The following is a 12,480-nucleotide window of genomic DNA, read 5'->3' on the forward strand; positions in this document are numbered from 1 at the left end:
GATAATGCACCAATAGTATGATTATTTGTGTCTCCCTCACGACTTTTGGAAGGTATGCATTATGGGAACTGTACGTAAAACTATCTCCTTAACGGACACCCAAGACGCTTGGATTAAATCGCAAATTAGCGCTGGGCATTACACTAATGACAGCGAATATATCCGTGATTTAATTCGACGCGAACAAGAGCGCAATGCTGCACTTGAGGCGATTCGTGCCGGATTGATCGAGGGTGAATTGAGTGGCGAACCTCGTCATGTGGACGTGAACACTTTTAAGACTAGGATGATGGCTAAGTATGGCTGAATATCTCCTGACTCCGGCCGCTGAAAGCGATCTGGAAATTATTTGGGAATATACCAGCCAGCAATGGGGCGCGGATCAAGCGATTCGTTACACCGATATTCTGTTCGATGCTTTTGCCGAACTGGCAAAGTCGCCTCAAGCAGCTCCAGCTTGTGATCACATTCGTCCAGGATACCGGCGTCGAAGCGTGGAACGACATATGATTTACTATCGAATTTCGGATTCTGGGATTGTCATCGTTAGAATTCTGCATGATCGTATGGACGCACCTCGGTATATTTGAGCTGATTCTCTAATCAAAGGATAGGTACAACAACCATGGTCACACAATACAAAACCCCAGGCGTCTACATCAACGAAGTCAACGCCTTCCCCAATTCAATAGTCCCAGTCGCCACCGCGATTCCAGCCTTCATCGGCTACACACCCAAAGCAGAATATCAAGGCAAGTCCTACCTCAATACGCCGCAGGTGATTTCTTCTTATGCTGAGTTTGCGGCGATCTATTTGCTGGATGATCCTATGCCGCCAGCTGATCCGGCGAAGCAGTATCAGCCTGAGTATTATCTGGTCCCGCAAGCGCCGCATGTGCCGTTGTCGAGTGTTGGGCATTATATGAATTTTGGTGGCGTGGTTTATGCGATCTTGCCTGATCCGAATACGCTTTATTACATGGTCAATAGCCTGCGCTTGTTTTTTCAAAATGGTGGTGGGCGTGCCTATATCGTTTCGGTCGGTACCTATGGTGCGCCAAGTAAGACGCCTTTGTCTGATCCTAGCGTGCGACCTGTGAATGCGAATGCCTTGCTGTCTGATTTGACGACTGGCTTGGCTGCTTTGAAAAATGAGCAGGAACCGACGATGTATGTGTTCCCCGAGGCGACTTTGTTGTCTTTGGCGGATAATGCGACCCTGATGCAAACGGCTTTGCTGCAGGCTTCAGAAATGCAAACAGCAGTGTGTATTTTTGATGTTATCGGTGGCGATACGCCTGATCCCGTTTTATACACGAATGACATAGAGAATTTCCGTAATGCGACTGGTAATCACGGTTTGAATTTTGGGGTTTGCTATTACCCATTCATTGGCACCACGACCATGCAAAGTGCTGAGATTGATTTTACGAATTTATGTGGTGGCGATGTCGCGCAATTGGCGGCGCTCTTAAATCCACCATCGAATCCTAATCCCGCTGCGGCAGCTATTTTGAATGCGATACAAAATCCGCCAGCCAATCCCATGACGAATAATCAGTTGCAAGCGGCGTTGTTGGCTGCTAGTCCTAGCTATCAGCAGCTGATGAATGAGGTCTTGGCCTATGCGAACATCCTGCCAGCGAGTGGGGCGATGGCGGGTGTGTATACCGTCAACGATAGTCAGTCCGGTGTGTGGCAGGCACCAGCCAATATCGGTATCGTCGGTGCTGTGGATTTGCCGATTCGATTAACCGATACGCAGCAAGAGAATTTAAATGTGGACGCAGTGACTGGTAAATCCATCAACGCGATTCGCTTATTCAATGGACGTGGAATTCTCGTGTGGGGCGCTCGTACGCTTGACGGGAATAGTTTGGATTGGCGCTATATACCTGTGCGTCGCACGATGACTTACATAGAGCAGTCGATCAAGTCTGGCTTGAACAGTTTGATTTTTTCTCCTAATGATGCGACTACTTGGGCGACGGCGACTAGCATGGTTGTGAATTTTCTCTATTCGCTTTGGAATCAAGGTGGCTTGCAGGGTGCTAGTCCTGCTGATGCGTTTGTTGTTCGCTGTGGGTTGGGGTCAACGATGACAGCAGAAGATATTTTAGACTCTGTTATGACTATGAGCGTGGCTGTCGCGGTGACGCATCCGGCAGAGTTTATTGTCATTAACTTTAGGCAGCAATTAGCAGTGGATTCATGATGTTAAAGTTTGTTTGTGATGAGATGGAAAGCACCACAACGCAGTTCCTAAATCCGCATCGTAGCTGGCGAGTCACGCTAGAAATGTATGTTGATCCTGTTGGTGGTGTCGCTGTGGTGCCTTTGGTTTGTCGTCAATCCGCCTGTAATTGACGACGCACGTTCTGCTTCTATTTATTCGAAACCTAGTCGCTTGACACCGGAAAGTATGAGAACCACCTCGCTGGTCGCGGTTGAGAATGCTGTGCCGTGAGCTAGGGCATCTTCGGCTTTGTCGAAATGACCGTCATTGATGAGTTCACCGACTTGACCAGCAACGCGGTGGAAGCGAGCATGTTTTTCGAGTAGTTCTTTAAAGCTTCGACGCCCACCTAATCGTTGGCCGTCGCCATAGATCCATTTGCCTAATGCGCAGCAGTCATCACGAACGAGCGTTTTGACATCCACATGTTCACCATTCTCAATCGCATCGCGCAACTTGACTTTCCATTGGCGATGTCCATCGATGATAGCGTCGATATCGATGCCTTCGACTTTTTCGGAAGCTTGCGCGCCAGGTAGTCTGAATTCGTCGACTTGGGCAGCCAGACGAATGGCGGTGCTACATTGAGATCTCGCGGCGGAGGCGGTTTCTTCGACAAGGGCCGCATTGGCTTGGGTATTGCGATCTAATTCACTGACTGCCTCACCGATTTGGCTGACGCCGAGGCTTTGTTCACGCGCACCATTTGCGACTTCGTCGAGTAAATTTTTGATCTTGTCGGCGTTGTGTACAATTTCTGTCATGGCACTGCCAGCGTTGCGAACGACTATTGTTCCCGAAGAAATCTGCGCCGAACTGTGCGTAATCAAATCTTTGATTTCCTTTGCAGCATTCGCGCTACGGGCAGCTAGCGCTCTCACTTCTGAGGCGACCACCGCAAAGCCGCGACCCTGTTCACCAGCACGTGCAGCTTCAACTGCTGCATTTAAAGCCAATATGTTGGTTTGGAATGCAATACCGTCGATGACGCTGATGATGTCGCTAATTTTTTTGGAAGACTCTTGAATGTTTTCCATGGTGACGACGACGTCGCCCATGACTTTGCCACCACGGGTGGCAGCTGTCGCATTTTCGACTGCAATATGTGAGGCTTGTTTGACGGAGTCTGCGGTCATTTGCACGGTCGAGGTTGTTTCTTCTAAGGCCGCTGAGGATTCCTCTAAGGCGCTGGCGGCCGCTTCTGTTCTGGCTGACAGATCTTGCGTGCCTTGGGCAATTTCCATGCTGGAGCTGACCACTTGATCGCTTGCCAATTTTACTTGATTGACGGTATCTCGAAGTGCCTTTTGCATGTTCGCTAATTCTTTTAGCAAGCCAGACATTTCGTCTTTACCATTAGCTTGAATATCGGCGCGCAAGTCGCCCATGGAAATACTAATAAGTTGCCGACGCAGCTTTTTAAATCCGCCTATCATCGAGCGATAGAAGCCCATGAATAAATAAAAAGCGAGCAGGACGCCAAAGATCGAAATACCAGACGTAAGCCACAAATTGCGGCTGAGATTGTCTTTTCGTTCTAAGAGCATTTGATCGAGAACCACGAGGTTTTTTTGAACCTGAAGGAATTGTGCTTCTAGAGTTTTGCTAGCAAGGGAGACATAGTTGGCGGTATCAGCCGTTAGCTCTGTTTGATTGGCGAGTAGATCACGTTTGATCGCAGCAACATACGCCGTAGTGGCTTCAGTCGCGTTCGTTTCTATTTTTGCGAAATAGGCTGGTGCGATTTGCTTCACTTTTTCTAAATCACGTAAGGCGAGTGAAAGTTCGTGCTCCATGACGGAAAGATGTTGCTGAATTTCGGCTGCTTGCTGAGGCGATATTTGTTTGGCATTGAGCGCATTGCGTCCCAATCCGCGTAATTGAGATGTGTTTCGAATGACTTCCGGACCACGCATTAACACTGCACTCATCAAATAGTAGGAATGCAAATCAGGATCTAGCGCTAGGCCGGAACCGTCCGTGGTCTTATCGAGTAGCCCGATCAGACTATTGAACAGCGCGGTGTGTGCTTTGTAGGCGTCTTCGGCGTTGAGTTTGTCAGATTGGGCTTGGATCAAGCTTTGGCGAGTTTGTTCTAATTGAGTGCTAGTCGCTAAGGTGCTTCCTAGTTTCTTGTCCAGATTTTCTAAGTCTTTAAATGTTGCTTCAAACTGAGCTTTTGCCTCGTTGGCAGCGGAACTTGATGCAGATGACCTCACTTGATAGCGCCAGGTGGCTGCATGATCCAGTGCGGTATAAACAGACTTTGCGTACTGAGTCCCTAATCTCTCTTGCTTGACAAACTGTAAACTCTTGCTGATTTCAAGGTAGTAACTTGCAAACATCCAAAATATCGGCAGCAAAAAAGCAATCGAAATCAGTGCGATTTTCATCGGAAACTTGAGTTGTCGCATGAAGGACGAAGCAGGTGACCAGATTTTTGCGTGAGTGAGCAGATGGTAGATTTTTTTCATAAATGGGTTCTCAATCCTTCTGGAATTTTGATTGTATTACCTTAATGCAATTTTTGTCTAAGATATTGATTATTGTTAAGCTTGCTTCTGGTGATTGTTAAATGTTGTTAATTTTCTGCGTTTTTTATTTTATGAATTCTGTTTTTTCTCGAAAAAAATTCGAGAATTATCTGACTCCGCGATTCGAGAATCGATGATTGAAGTGTGGTGGAAGTCAGAATATCCGTGAGCCAAATGCCTTTTATGTGGATTTGGTTTGGACCTCGGCTATGACGATGGACGATGTGCTAGATCGATGCATATTGCTTGTGAAATTACAGTGATGAGTCAGGCGAGTGTGTTGTAAATACGTACTTGTGTACGTTGGTATTGTCGATCGTGCCGTTGGCTTTGTTCTCAAATTAGTAGCTTATTCTTGCGCACGGCAGGACATTGCACCATTGATATAAAACCAGCCATTGCCAGCGTCCCTAGTCGGCAAGGCACTTAAGTCAATTTTTTGCGTGCCGCATAATTGAATAGCCAGATGCTTATTGTCACGATGCGCTAGGATTTTGTGATGTTGTCCTTGTAGATCAAAGGCGTAGAAGCTGTTTTTGTCTAAGCTGATGCCATCTTGGTGGCGGCTGCGTTCGGCAAAAATTTCTATTTCTGGGTTGTATACACTGGGGCTGTGTGTGAGAAGAAATTTAGCAAGTGGACTATGTTCGAGATAGCGGTATTGGATGGCACTGGCGACGCCTAAGGTTTGTATCAGTAGGCAGGTCAAAAGTAACGGTCGATCCCACGCCACCTGCTTTCGCAGCAACACCAGAAAAACAAACAGGAACGGCATCGCGCCCCAGAACGCATATCGCATCATGCCGATGGCGGCTGAATTCCAATTACCTGCGACCAGCGAGGTCAATGCAAAGAGACAGGACAAGCCGCAGGCGAGTATTAGCAAAAAGAACGAGCGCCATTTTTCTGCCTGTGTGCTCGTCAATACCTGCCATGCCAAACCTAGCCAGATGCCGAGTGCACCGATGATCATGCCTTGGTTCACATCAAAGAAGAAAGAGTGCAGTCGTATCCAACTGATGAATGCGGTGCTGGTAGAGTCTCTGGCGATGACACTGTGTACGCCGAACGCCCAGTAGTTGAAAACTATTGGCGCGAGAAATAGGACGCTTCCTAGTGTTAGACCAAGCAGCAGGCGCTTGGTAAAAACGCTTCGTAAGCGGGTGACAAAACTTGCGTTCACTTCATCAGTTAAAATCAGTTTGAACAGCGGCGCCAATCCTAGCGCAAATACGATAGGCGGGTTTTGTGTGGATGCCAGACCGATCAGCATGCCAGCGATGATCGGTGATTCTAAAGCGAATAAAATGAGGCCAGCGCATAACAGGGCTGCACTCATGCATTCGGGGCTACTCCATAAAACATAATTGAGGCCACCACAGCTGGCAAATAAGAGTAGTCCAAAAGCGGCTTTCCATGCGCTATCAAAAAAACGGAAGAGACAGATTCCTAAGATAAAAACGCAGGCCAGATTCAGAAAATAAAGGCAGTCGCTTGGCGCAATGCCAATTTGTTCAAACAGTAGGTAGGGCAAGGCCGCGACAGCTGAGTATGCAAAAAAATGACTGGCAAATACTTCGCCATTGCTGGCGCGATAGTAGCCGTATTTGGGAACAGGCGCCTGCGTTTGCATGCCCTCGGCAAGTTCGTCAAAACGGGTCGCATGTTGCGGTAATAATTGTTTGGCTTGGACGATATCTTGGCTGCGTATCTCTGGCGTGACATGATTGGCGACGGCGACCGTCATCAAAACATATTCATCAAAATCACCCGCCATTAAGCCCTTACGGCTAATGAATAGCAGGGTCAAGAGTGTGAGCAAAACCAAGGAAAATTTTTGTAGGCGACTCAATTGTACGATGATGGACTCCGTTGCTTCATTGGATAGAATTAACAACCGCAACCATAGCCAAAGCTATCATTGCCCAAGATTTTCCAAGCACCATTCATATTCACTAAGGTCAGACGGTACCAGCGATCATCTGTCGTGGTGGTGCCACCGATGTGACCTGGGCCTTTGCTGGTGCCCTCCCATATCGCGATGTCGGCGATGCCGTCTTTATTTAGGTCGTAATACAGATGATTGCCGCTGATGAAGCCTGTTTTTTTGCGGTCGAGTTTGAGCGGTAAACTGGTGATGCTGGCTTGGTTGTTGTCTAGTTTTACAGGTAGGTAGAATTGATACACGCTGCCTTCTGGATTACGTTTGCGACTTTCTTTTTGGTAGCTGTTGGGATTGAATTCGGGAGATGCTCCTTCGTTAAAATAGTGCCAGAGCGAGGTGTCTGCATCGCCAAAACTAAAGCCGGGCGACCAGCCTTCGCATTCTGCTTCATCGACTTCACGCCACAGGGTTTCTGTGCTGCGTGCCACGCTCGGTTCTGAGACGATTTTGCCGTCGCGGAATAGGCGTACTAATTGCACTGAGCGCACTAGTGCTTGAGTGCGCTTGAGCATGTCATACAGACCGGGGCCGCTATAGTCTCCTTCGTCCTTTTTAGGTTTAGGACGCGGTGTGACTAATTGACGATAGATGATGCCAAAGCGACCGCTTAGTTCCTCCGGGCCAGCGTGTGGTGGTGCGATTTCACTATCTTTGAGAAATAGCGAAGGTTTGACGCTGGCGAATTCTAATTCGCGTACCAGACGGATGATATGCGTAGGATCACTGTCGCTATTGTTGGCGTCTTGTGGTGGAATTTCGAGACCCAAGGTGCCTTGTAATTCTCTGGCGAACTGTTCCATTTGATTTTGGCGTCGCCATTGTTCGTCGCTGACTTTTTTATTTACTTGTAATAGACGATTGGCTTCTCGGCTCAGATCAAGGTCTTGGGCTGCTTTGCGTTTTAACTCTGACCAGTCAACATAGGCGCGCGGTTTGCTTCCGTACATGCCGAGTGCAAGATGGGCTTTCATTTTTTCTAGTGCTTCCTCGCGCGGCCAGGGATCGTTGCTGCCTTTTTTGGTTTTACTGTCTTTGATTGAATTGACATAGGCTTCTAGTTGCCACCAACCGGGCGTGAGCCAGAATGCGCGTTCAGGATTGTAGTCAGGTGAGGCGGGTAGACTGAGGCTAGTATCGCCGCGTACGTTGGCAAGTACCACCGGTGTTTTGACTAAGTAACGGCAGGCGGTAAATCCACTCGCGATGTTCGCAGTCTGAATCTCACAATAGCCGCTGGTGCCATCTTCGCGGATCAGGGTGACGACACTGTTTAAATGTAGTCGTGACACCACCGTGGCATCTTGACGCGGTGCTTCGCGTACCGTTAAGGGATTGCCGCCCGCCCAGCGTTGATCAATAGGGATGCCAGCCTCACCCGATTTGGCGCGTGCCACGATCTCGGCACTCAAAAATTGACAGGCAACATAACCATATTGCCCATCGCCTTCAATCAGACAAAAACCATCGTGTTCGATTTTATCTTTCAAAATAACATGGGCGCCACGTGGTAAGGTGCCAAGCACTTTATGCTCCGCACTAGAGCCGCTGCGAACTCTGACATCATCGACTTTGACCCAGCGAGGTGGTTGCTCGACTGGCTTGGCCATGCTCGCATTGGATAGTAGAGACAAAGGAAGTAGTGAGAGAGATAAGATGCTAGTCAGGTTTGGCATTGGTCTTTGTCTGCTGAATGGATAGATATTGGCGGCTGTTAGGTTTGATGTTGGTATCAAGCTTTCGGATACTTGTCAGCGCAGAATTAACCAATCGCGCCCAGTCCCTATTTTTACTAGCGACTACAGAAAGGTCTATTGTAGCAGTGGAGAATTGGCTTGTTGCCGCTGGCGGCAATTTATTCTGATGATACTTATTTTGACTTTGTGGGCAAATGAATGCCCGCCAACATGCATCGTACGGAGCCGCCTGCTAATTCGATGGTGGGGACTTCTAGTGGTAATAAGCGCGTGTGTTTTTCCAGGCGCTGACGTTGATCTGCATGCAGACTCGCTAATGCCGTGGTGGAGAGTGCTAGTAGTGTGCCGTGTGAACTTTGGAGTTCAAGCGCATTGGCGGCGAAACTGCGAATTTGGGCAGAACTTAATTCGATGACGTCTTTGCCAGCGTCGCGCAGTTGACGCAGTAAGGTGCTGCGCTGTTGTTCATCTTGAATAGTCTCTGATCCAACGAGGGCGAAGTTCCTGCCTATGCTTAGCATGACATTGGTGTGATAGATTGCTCTGTGATCCATGGTCGCGTTGATGACTTGCGTCTGATAGCCGAGGCTGCGACACAAGTCTTGCAACACGTGTGGCGAGGCGCGTTGTGATAAACACATATAGGCATAACGCTGCTGGTGATCAAATACGATGGCGCCCGTGCCTTCTAAAAACTGCTGTTGATTTTCGTAGTGACGCAGGTCGATGCTTTGTTTGACCTGATAGTGCTGCGCGAGGAAGTCCAAAATATCTAGTCGCACTTCACGTCGTCGGTTGTGACACAGCATCGGATACAGATAAATGCTGCCGTCATGATGCGTCGAGAACCAATTATTTGGGAACACCGAATCTGGTGTGTCATGTTCGCCCAGATCGTCAATCACATGCACGGTGACGCCATGAGCGCGCAGTTGCTCTATCGCTTGACTGACTTCGGCATACGCTTGAACGGCGATCTTGTTTGCCGTCAGCCCGCTGTCGAGGTTTTGGAACATATTGTCTGACAAGGTTTCGAGATTCACAGAGAAACGATGTGGACGTATCATGACGACGGCATGGGGTGTTTGCGCTGACATAGTGGCTCGCTTCGATCGAGTTGGAAAGCCAATTATTGTGAGTTTTTTTGATGTCAACGAATAGTCCGCAGTTTGCTCAGTTTTGTTTGAAAACTTCGCACTTTGTCTCGCATCCTTTACAGTTTGCGTAGTCACACTTGTGATGCCATCCGCTTTGCTTTAGTCTTGCCAAAACACAGACCTTAGGCCTATTCAATATGGATGATATCGATCAGCAACTGCTGCAGTTTTTGCGCGAAGACGCGCGCATGTCTGTCTTGATGTTGGCCAAAAAATTGCGCTTGTCGCGGACCACGGTACAAAAGCGACTGACTAAATTAGAGAGTGCCGGTGTGATCCTGGCTTATACGATCAAGACCAGAGCAGACGTTTTGCAACACAAGATACGTGCAATGATGAATATCGCCATCGAAGGCAATTACGCCAATGCCGTGCAGCAGGCATTACGCGCCTTACCGGAGGTGTATAGCCTGCACACCACCAATGGCAAATGGGATGTGATCGCCGAAATCCGTGCAGAGAATTTGGAAGTGTTGAATTTGATTTTGGGTAAAATCCGAACCATCGAGGGCATCGCTGGTTCGGAGACGAATATTTTGCTGTCAACTTTGAAGATTTAAACTTTCACCACCTGATCTTCGTCCATGAAATTAACATGCGGCCAATAAAGATAATGACGCAGCTTGTCAGTACGGCCAGCATGACGATAAAGATGATGACTTCTCCATGTCCGTACCCTAGGCGTAAAAAGTCATAGGCTGAAAGCAGCGTACCACCTCCTACCAAACCAAAAATCAGACTGAATAACGTATATCGAACCCCAGCAGTTTTGACGGTACATTGTTGCCTTCGAATTTGTCGTCGAAACATGCGCGCCATGAGTAGTATGTAAGCCAGATTCGTCAGGCCGTAGATCCCATAGATCAAGTCTTCTTTATCCATCGTTTGGACGTGATGTACGCTTATTTTTCTGGTGTGATATCAAGCATCGATACGCTTTATCTTGTTCATTTGAGGACCTTACATTCGCTGTCAATGAACAGCACTGCAGAATGGTGATGCCCAGTGGAGGCATGCATAAAGCTACCAGTACATATGACGGTTTTGTTCAATTGAGCCCTCAAAGTCTGATAGGCTTTTTTGGCTTCGCCCGCGAAAATCAATTGCATGGTTTTTATTTTTTGTTCCGCTGGTTCCAATTCATTTTGTCCAGCTAATAAACATAAATTGCTGGGCGTGGTGATAAAGAAGTAGCTCGCCGGACGATCGCCGTTCTTGATACTTTCATAGTTAGGTTGCTCTGGGAAAGTCATTCGCGAGAGTTTGCCTTGGATGGTGACACGTTCCGAATACTTTACACAATCCTCTGCATAAGCAAAGGTGGAGGACAATAAGGACAGTAAAACGAGTAAAGGCTTCATAGCTGATTTTTCTTAGATGAAATTAAAGATGTGTTATTGACCGCATGACGGACCGTTGAGAACATATACCCAGCAAAGCCGATTTCAATGAGGCCGCCGATCGCTGCTGCCATCGTCGGTGCCAGTTGTGCGAAAAAGCACGCTAAGCCAGCAGCCACCAAGCTCGCTCCCATGATCCAAAAAACCGGTTTGCCATAGACACTGGCAAAGATAAAATACCGACATCCGATGGTCAGCATCATTGCTGGAAAAAATAGGTAGGGGCGCAATAGGAAAAGTCCATACGCCATCGCACAGCATGCGATCAGCCAGAAAGTCGATGCCATCGCCAATGGGTTTAAGGCGTTGCTTTTGCTGGTTACTGCCGGACGTCCGAGCCACTTAGTCAGCATCGCACTAATCGGATAAATCAGAGCGCCGCCGATCAGTAAAGCCCATACACCTTGCGCTACACTGAGCTGATAGCACACCAGCGTGGCAGTCATCCAAACCAGACCAGAGACCAGGACTCCTGGCGCGCCATCGTAGTGGGCGTGACGCATTTCTTGTTGATGTGCTTCGGTGGGGCTTAGGTTCATTGGGGTATCTTTTTGGGTTTTTGTTAGATTGGTGCGATTCATCTTACGAAATCGCACGATTGATGTTCGAAAAAAGTGTTTGGCTTGATGAGTGATATCTCGTTTTCACTGCTTACTCTTCGTTGTATTTCTTCAAAAGCTTAAGAAACGTCTTGTCCTTTTTCATATCGTCCAAGGTGGTGTTCCATTGCGCGACAATCACAGGATCTGTGCTTTTTGAAACGGCGATGTATAAAGGCGTTTTGAATAAGTCGTAAGCGAGTTTGACGTCGGTAGCTTTGTAGCCAGCTAAACTCGCCGTGATGGGTACGCCTTTTTTGGCGTCTGCGTAGGCGGCGATTCTGCCTATCATTAGTTTTTTGAAGCTAGAAGCCACCGATCCAGCACGGTCTAGATTGGTGAAACCTAGCTTGGTGAGCGTCTGATCACGGATGTCGTCCCGATACACGCCGATCAGGCCAATTTTTTTGGCGTCTTCTAGCTTGTGAATTTGTATCTTGGAATCGGCTCTGACGTAAAGACCATATTCGATCGATAGGATAGGCCCTATCCATTGATAGAGGTGTTCTCGATCTGGTGTGCGTGCCATCGTAAATAGGAAACTATTTGGCACTGTGTTTAATTTGTCGATGCCGCGTGACCACGGGACGACTTGGATGCGATCGGTGTTGCCGATACGTCGCTGAATTTCCTGTACGACTTCGACGGTCAATCCCGTTAATTTTTTGTTGTCGTCATAAAATTGCAGAGGCTTATCGTCTTCACAGTAAAGAGATAAGACCGGCTGCGTTTTATCTTGTGCAAATGTCTGTGTAGACAAACACAGTAAGCTGGCCGTTATCAGGAGATGTTTGAGTAAGACCATGGCTGCGTATTTACCCGGTTTCTTGAATGAGAAGCGAGATAGCTTAGAGATTTTGCTTTTTATCGTTTCTTTCTGCTATGAACTATAACGAAACTTGTCCCTATAGGCAA

Annotated in this window: 13 protein-coding genes; 5 read left to right on the plus strand and 8 right to left on the minus strand. The window is 47.8% G+C overall.

Features of this window, described 5'->3' with window-relative positions; translation table 11 throughout:
* Positions 1–61: 61 nt before the first annotated feature.
* The 4 genes from H8K52_RS05620 to H8K52_RS05635 are packed head-to-tail and all read left to right on the plus strand — an operon-like array spanning position 62 to position 2,367.
* Positions 62–307, plus strand: a complete 246-nt coding sequence (locus H8K52_RS05620; protein WP_186921911.1) for a type II toxin-antitoxin system ParD family antitoxin — start codon at positions 62–64, stop codon at positions 305–307.
* Positions 300–590, plus strand: coding sequence for a type II toxin-antitoxin system RelE/ParE family toxin (locus tag H8K52_RS05625; protein ID WP_186921912.1), 291 nt, complete (start codon positions 300–302; stop codon positions 588–590). Before H8K52_RS05620 ends, H8K52_RS05625 begins: the two co-directional genes overlap by 8 nt.
* A gap of 35 nt (positions 591–625) precedes the next feature.
* Positions 626–2,215, plus strand: a complete 1,590-nt coding sequence (locus tag H8K52_RS05630; RefSeq protein WP_186921913.1) for a phage tail sheath family protein — start codon at positions 626–628, stop codon at positions 2,213–2,215.
* Entirely contained in the window at positions 2,215–2,367 is a 153-nt protein-coding gene (locus H8K52_RS05635; RefSeq protein ID WP_186921914.1) for a hypothetical protein, read from the plus strand. The genes H8K52_RS05630 and H8K52_RS05635 overlap by 1 nt, the downstream gene beginning before the upstream one ends.
* Positions 2,368–2,388: 21 nt before the next feature.
* On the opposite strand, the gene H8K52_RS05640 is transcribed toward H8K52_RS05635, so the two are convergent.
* The 4 genes from H8K52_RS05640 to ctlX all read right to left on the minus strand — a co-directional run bounded on the left by H8K52_RS05640 (position 2,389) and on the right by ctlX (position 9,506).
* A complete protein-coding gene (locus H8K52_RS05640; RefSeq protein WP_186921915.1) occupies positions 2,389–4,710 on the minus strand; it encodes a methyl-accepting chemotaxis protein in 2,322 nt (773 codons plus the stop codon).
* A 409-nt stretch (positions 4,711–5,119) separates the two neighbouring features.
* Positions 5,120–6,667 carry a hypothetical protein gene (locus tag H8K52_RS05645; RefSeq protein WP_186921916.1) on the minus strand — a complete coding sequence of 516 codons (1,548 nt, stop codon included), beginning with the start codon at positions 6,665–6,667 and terminating at the stop codon, positions 5,120–5,122.
* Entirely contained in the window at positions 6,661–8,388 is a 1,728-nt protein-coding gene (locus H8K52_RS05650; protein ID WP_186921917.1) for an SH3 domain-containing protein, read from the minus strand. The genes H8K52_RS05645 and H8K52_RS05650 overlap by 7 nt, the downstream gene beginning before the upstream one ends.
* Before the next feature lie 194 nt (positions 8,389–8,582).
* A complete protein-coding gene (gene ctlX, locus H8K52_RS05655) occupies positions 8,583–9,506 on the minus strand; it encodes a citrulline utilization hydrolase CtlX (RefSeq protein WP_246464302.1) in 924 nt (307 codons plus the stop codon).
* Positions 9,507–9,703: 197 nt separating this feature from the next.
* On the opposite strand from ctlX, the gene H8K52_RS05660 reads away from it, so the two are divergent.
* Positions 9,704–10,126, plus strand: a complete 423-nt coding sequence (locus H8K52_RS05660) for an Lrp/AsnC family transcriptional regulator (protein ID WP_186921918.1) — start codon at positions 9,704–9,706, stop codon at positions 10,124–10,126.
* Between the two features lie 4 nt (positions 10,127–10,130).
* Here H8K52_RS05660 and H8K52_RS05665 read toward each other — a convergent pair whose 3' ends face one another.
* The 4 genes from H8K52_RS05665 to H8K52_RS05680 form a co-directional block, all read right to left on the minus strand.
* Positions 10,131–10,448 carry a hypothetical protein gene (locus H8K52_RS05665; RefSeq protein WP_186921919.1) on the minus strand — a complete coding sequence of 106 codons (318 nt, stop codon included), beginning with the start codon at positions 10,446–10,448 and terminating at the stop codon, positions 10,131–10,133.
* 65 nt (positions 10,449–10,513) lie between these two features.
* A complete protein-coding gene (locus tag H8K52_RS05670; RefSeq protein ID WP_186921920.1) occupies positions 10,514–10,927 on the minus strand; it encodes a DUF4431 domain-containing protein in 414 nt (137 codons plus the stop codon).
* Positions 10,924–11,505: a DUF7010 family protein gene (locus tag H8K52_RS05675; protein WP_186921921.1), complete on the minus strand. Its 582-nt coding sequence runs from the start codon at positions 11,503–11,505 to the stop codon at positions 10,924–10,926. The genes H8K52_RS05670 and H8K52_RS05675 overlap by 4 nt, the downstream gene beginning before the upstream one ends.
* Before the next feature lie 112 nt (positions 11,506–11,617).
* Positions 11,618–12,370: a substrate-binding periplasmic protein gene (locus H8K52_RS05680; protein ID WP_186921922.1), complete on the minus strand. Its 753-nt coding sequence runs from the start codon at positions 12,368–12,370 to the stop codon at positions 11,618–11,620.
* Positions 12,371–12,480: the final 110 nt, after the last annotated feature.

This window comes from Affinundibacterium seohonense (assembly GCF_014284305.1).
Taxonomy (GTDB): domain Bacteria; phylum Pseudomonadota; class Gammaproteobacteria; order Burkholderiales; family Burkholderiaceae_D; genus Undibacterium; species Undibacterium seohonense.

What these genes read in the sequence shown, in the direction of transcription:
- H8K52_RS05620 (WP_186921911.1), top strand. Translation starts at nt 62, where the DNA reads ATGGGAACTGTACGTAAAACTATCTCCTTAACGGACACCCAAGACGCT.
- H8K52_RS05625 (WP_186921912.1), top strand. Translation starts at nt 300, where the DNA reads ATGGCTGAATATCTCCTGACTCCGGCCGCTGAAAGCGATCTGGAAATT.
- H8K52_RS05630 (WP_186921913.1), top strand. Translation starts at nt 626, where the DNA reads ATGGTCACACAATACAAAACCCCAGGCGTCTACATCAACGAAGTCAAC.
- H8K52_RS05635 (WP_186921914.1), top strand. Translation starts at nt 2,215, where the DNA reads ATGTTAAAGTTTGTTTGTGATGAGATGGAAAGCACCACAACGCAGTTC.
- H8K52_RS05640 (WP_186921915.1), bottom strand. Translation starts at nt 4,710, where the DNA reads ATGAAAAAAATCTACCATCTGCTCACTCACGCAAAAATCTGGTCACCT.
- H8K52_RS05650 (WP_186921917.1), bottom strand. Translation starts at nt 8,388, where the DNA reads ATGCCAAACCTGACTAGCATCTTATCTCTCTCACTACTTCCTTTGTCT.
- ctlX (WP_246464302.1), bottom strand. Translation starts at nt 9,506, where the DNA reads ATGTCAGCGCAAACACCCCATGCCGTCGTCATGATACGTCCACATCGT.
- H8K52_RS05660 (WP_186921918.1), top strand. Translation starts at nt 9,704, where the DNA reads ATGGATGATATCGATCAGCAACTGCTGCAGTTTTTGCGCGAAGACGCG.
- H8K52_RS05665 (WP_186921919.1), bottom strand. Translation starts at nt 10,448, where the DNA reads ATGGATAAAGAAGACTTGATCTATGGGATCTACGGCCTGACGAATCTG.
- H8K52_RS05670 (WP_186921920.1), bottom strand. Translation starts at nt 10,927, where the DNA reads ATGAAGCCTTTACTCGTTTTACTGTCCTTATTGTCCTCCACCTTTGCT.
- H8K52_RS05675 (WP_186921921.1), bottom strand. Translation starts at nt 11,505, where the DNA reads ATGAACCTAAGCCCCACCGAAGCACATCAACAAGAAATGCGTCACGCC.
- H8K52_RS05680 (WP_186921922.1), bottom strand. Translation starts at nt 12,370, where the DNA reads ATGGTCTTACTCAAACATCTCCTGATAACGGCCAGCTTACTGTGTTTG.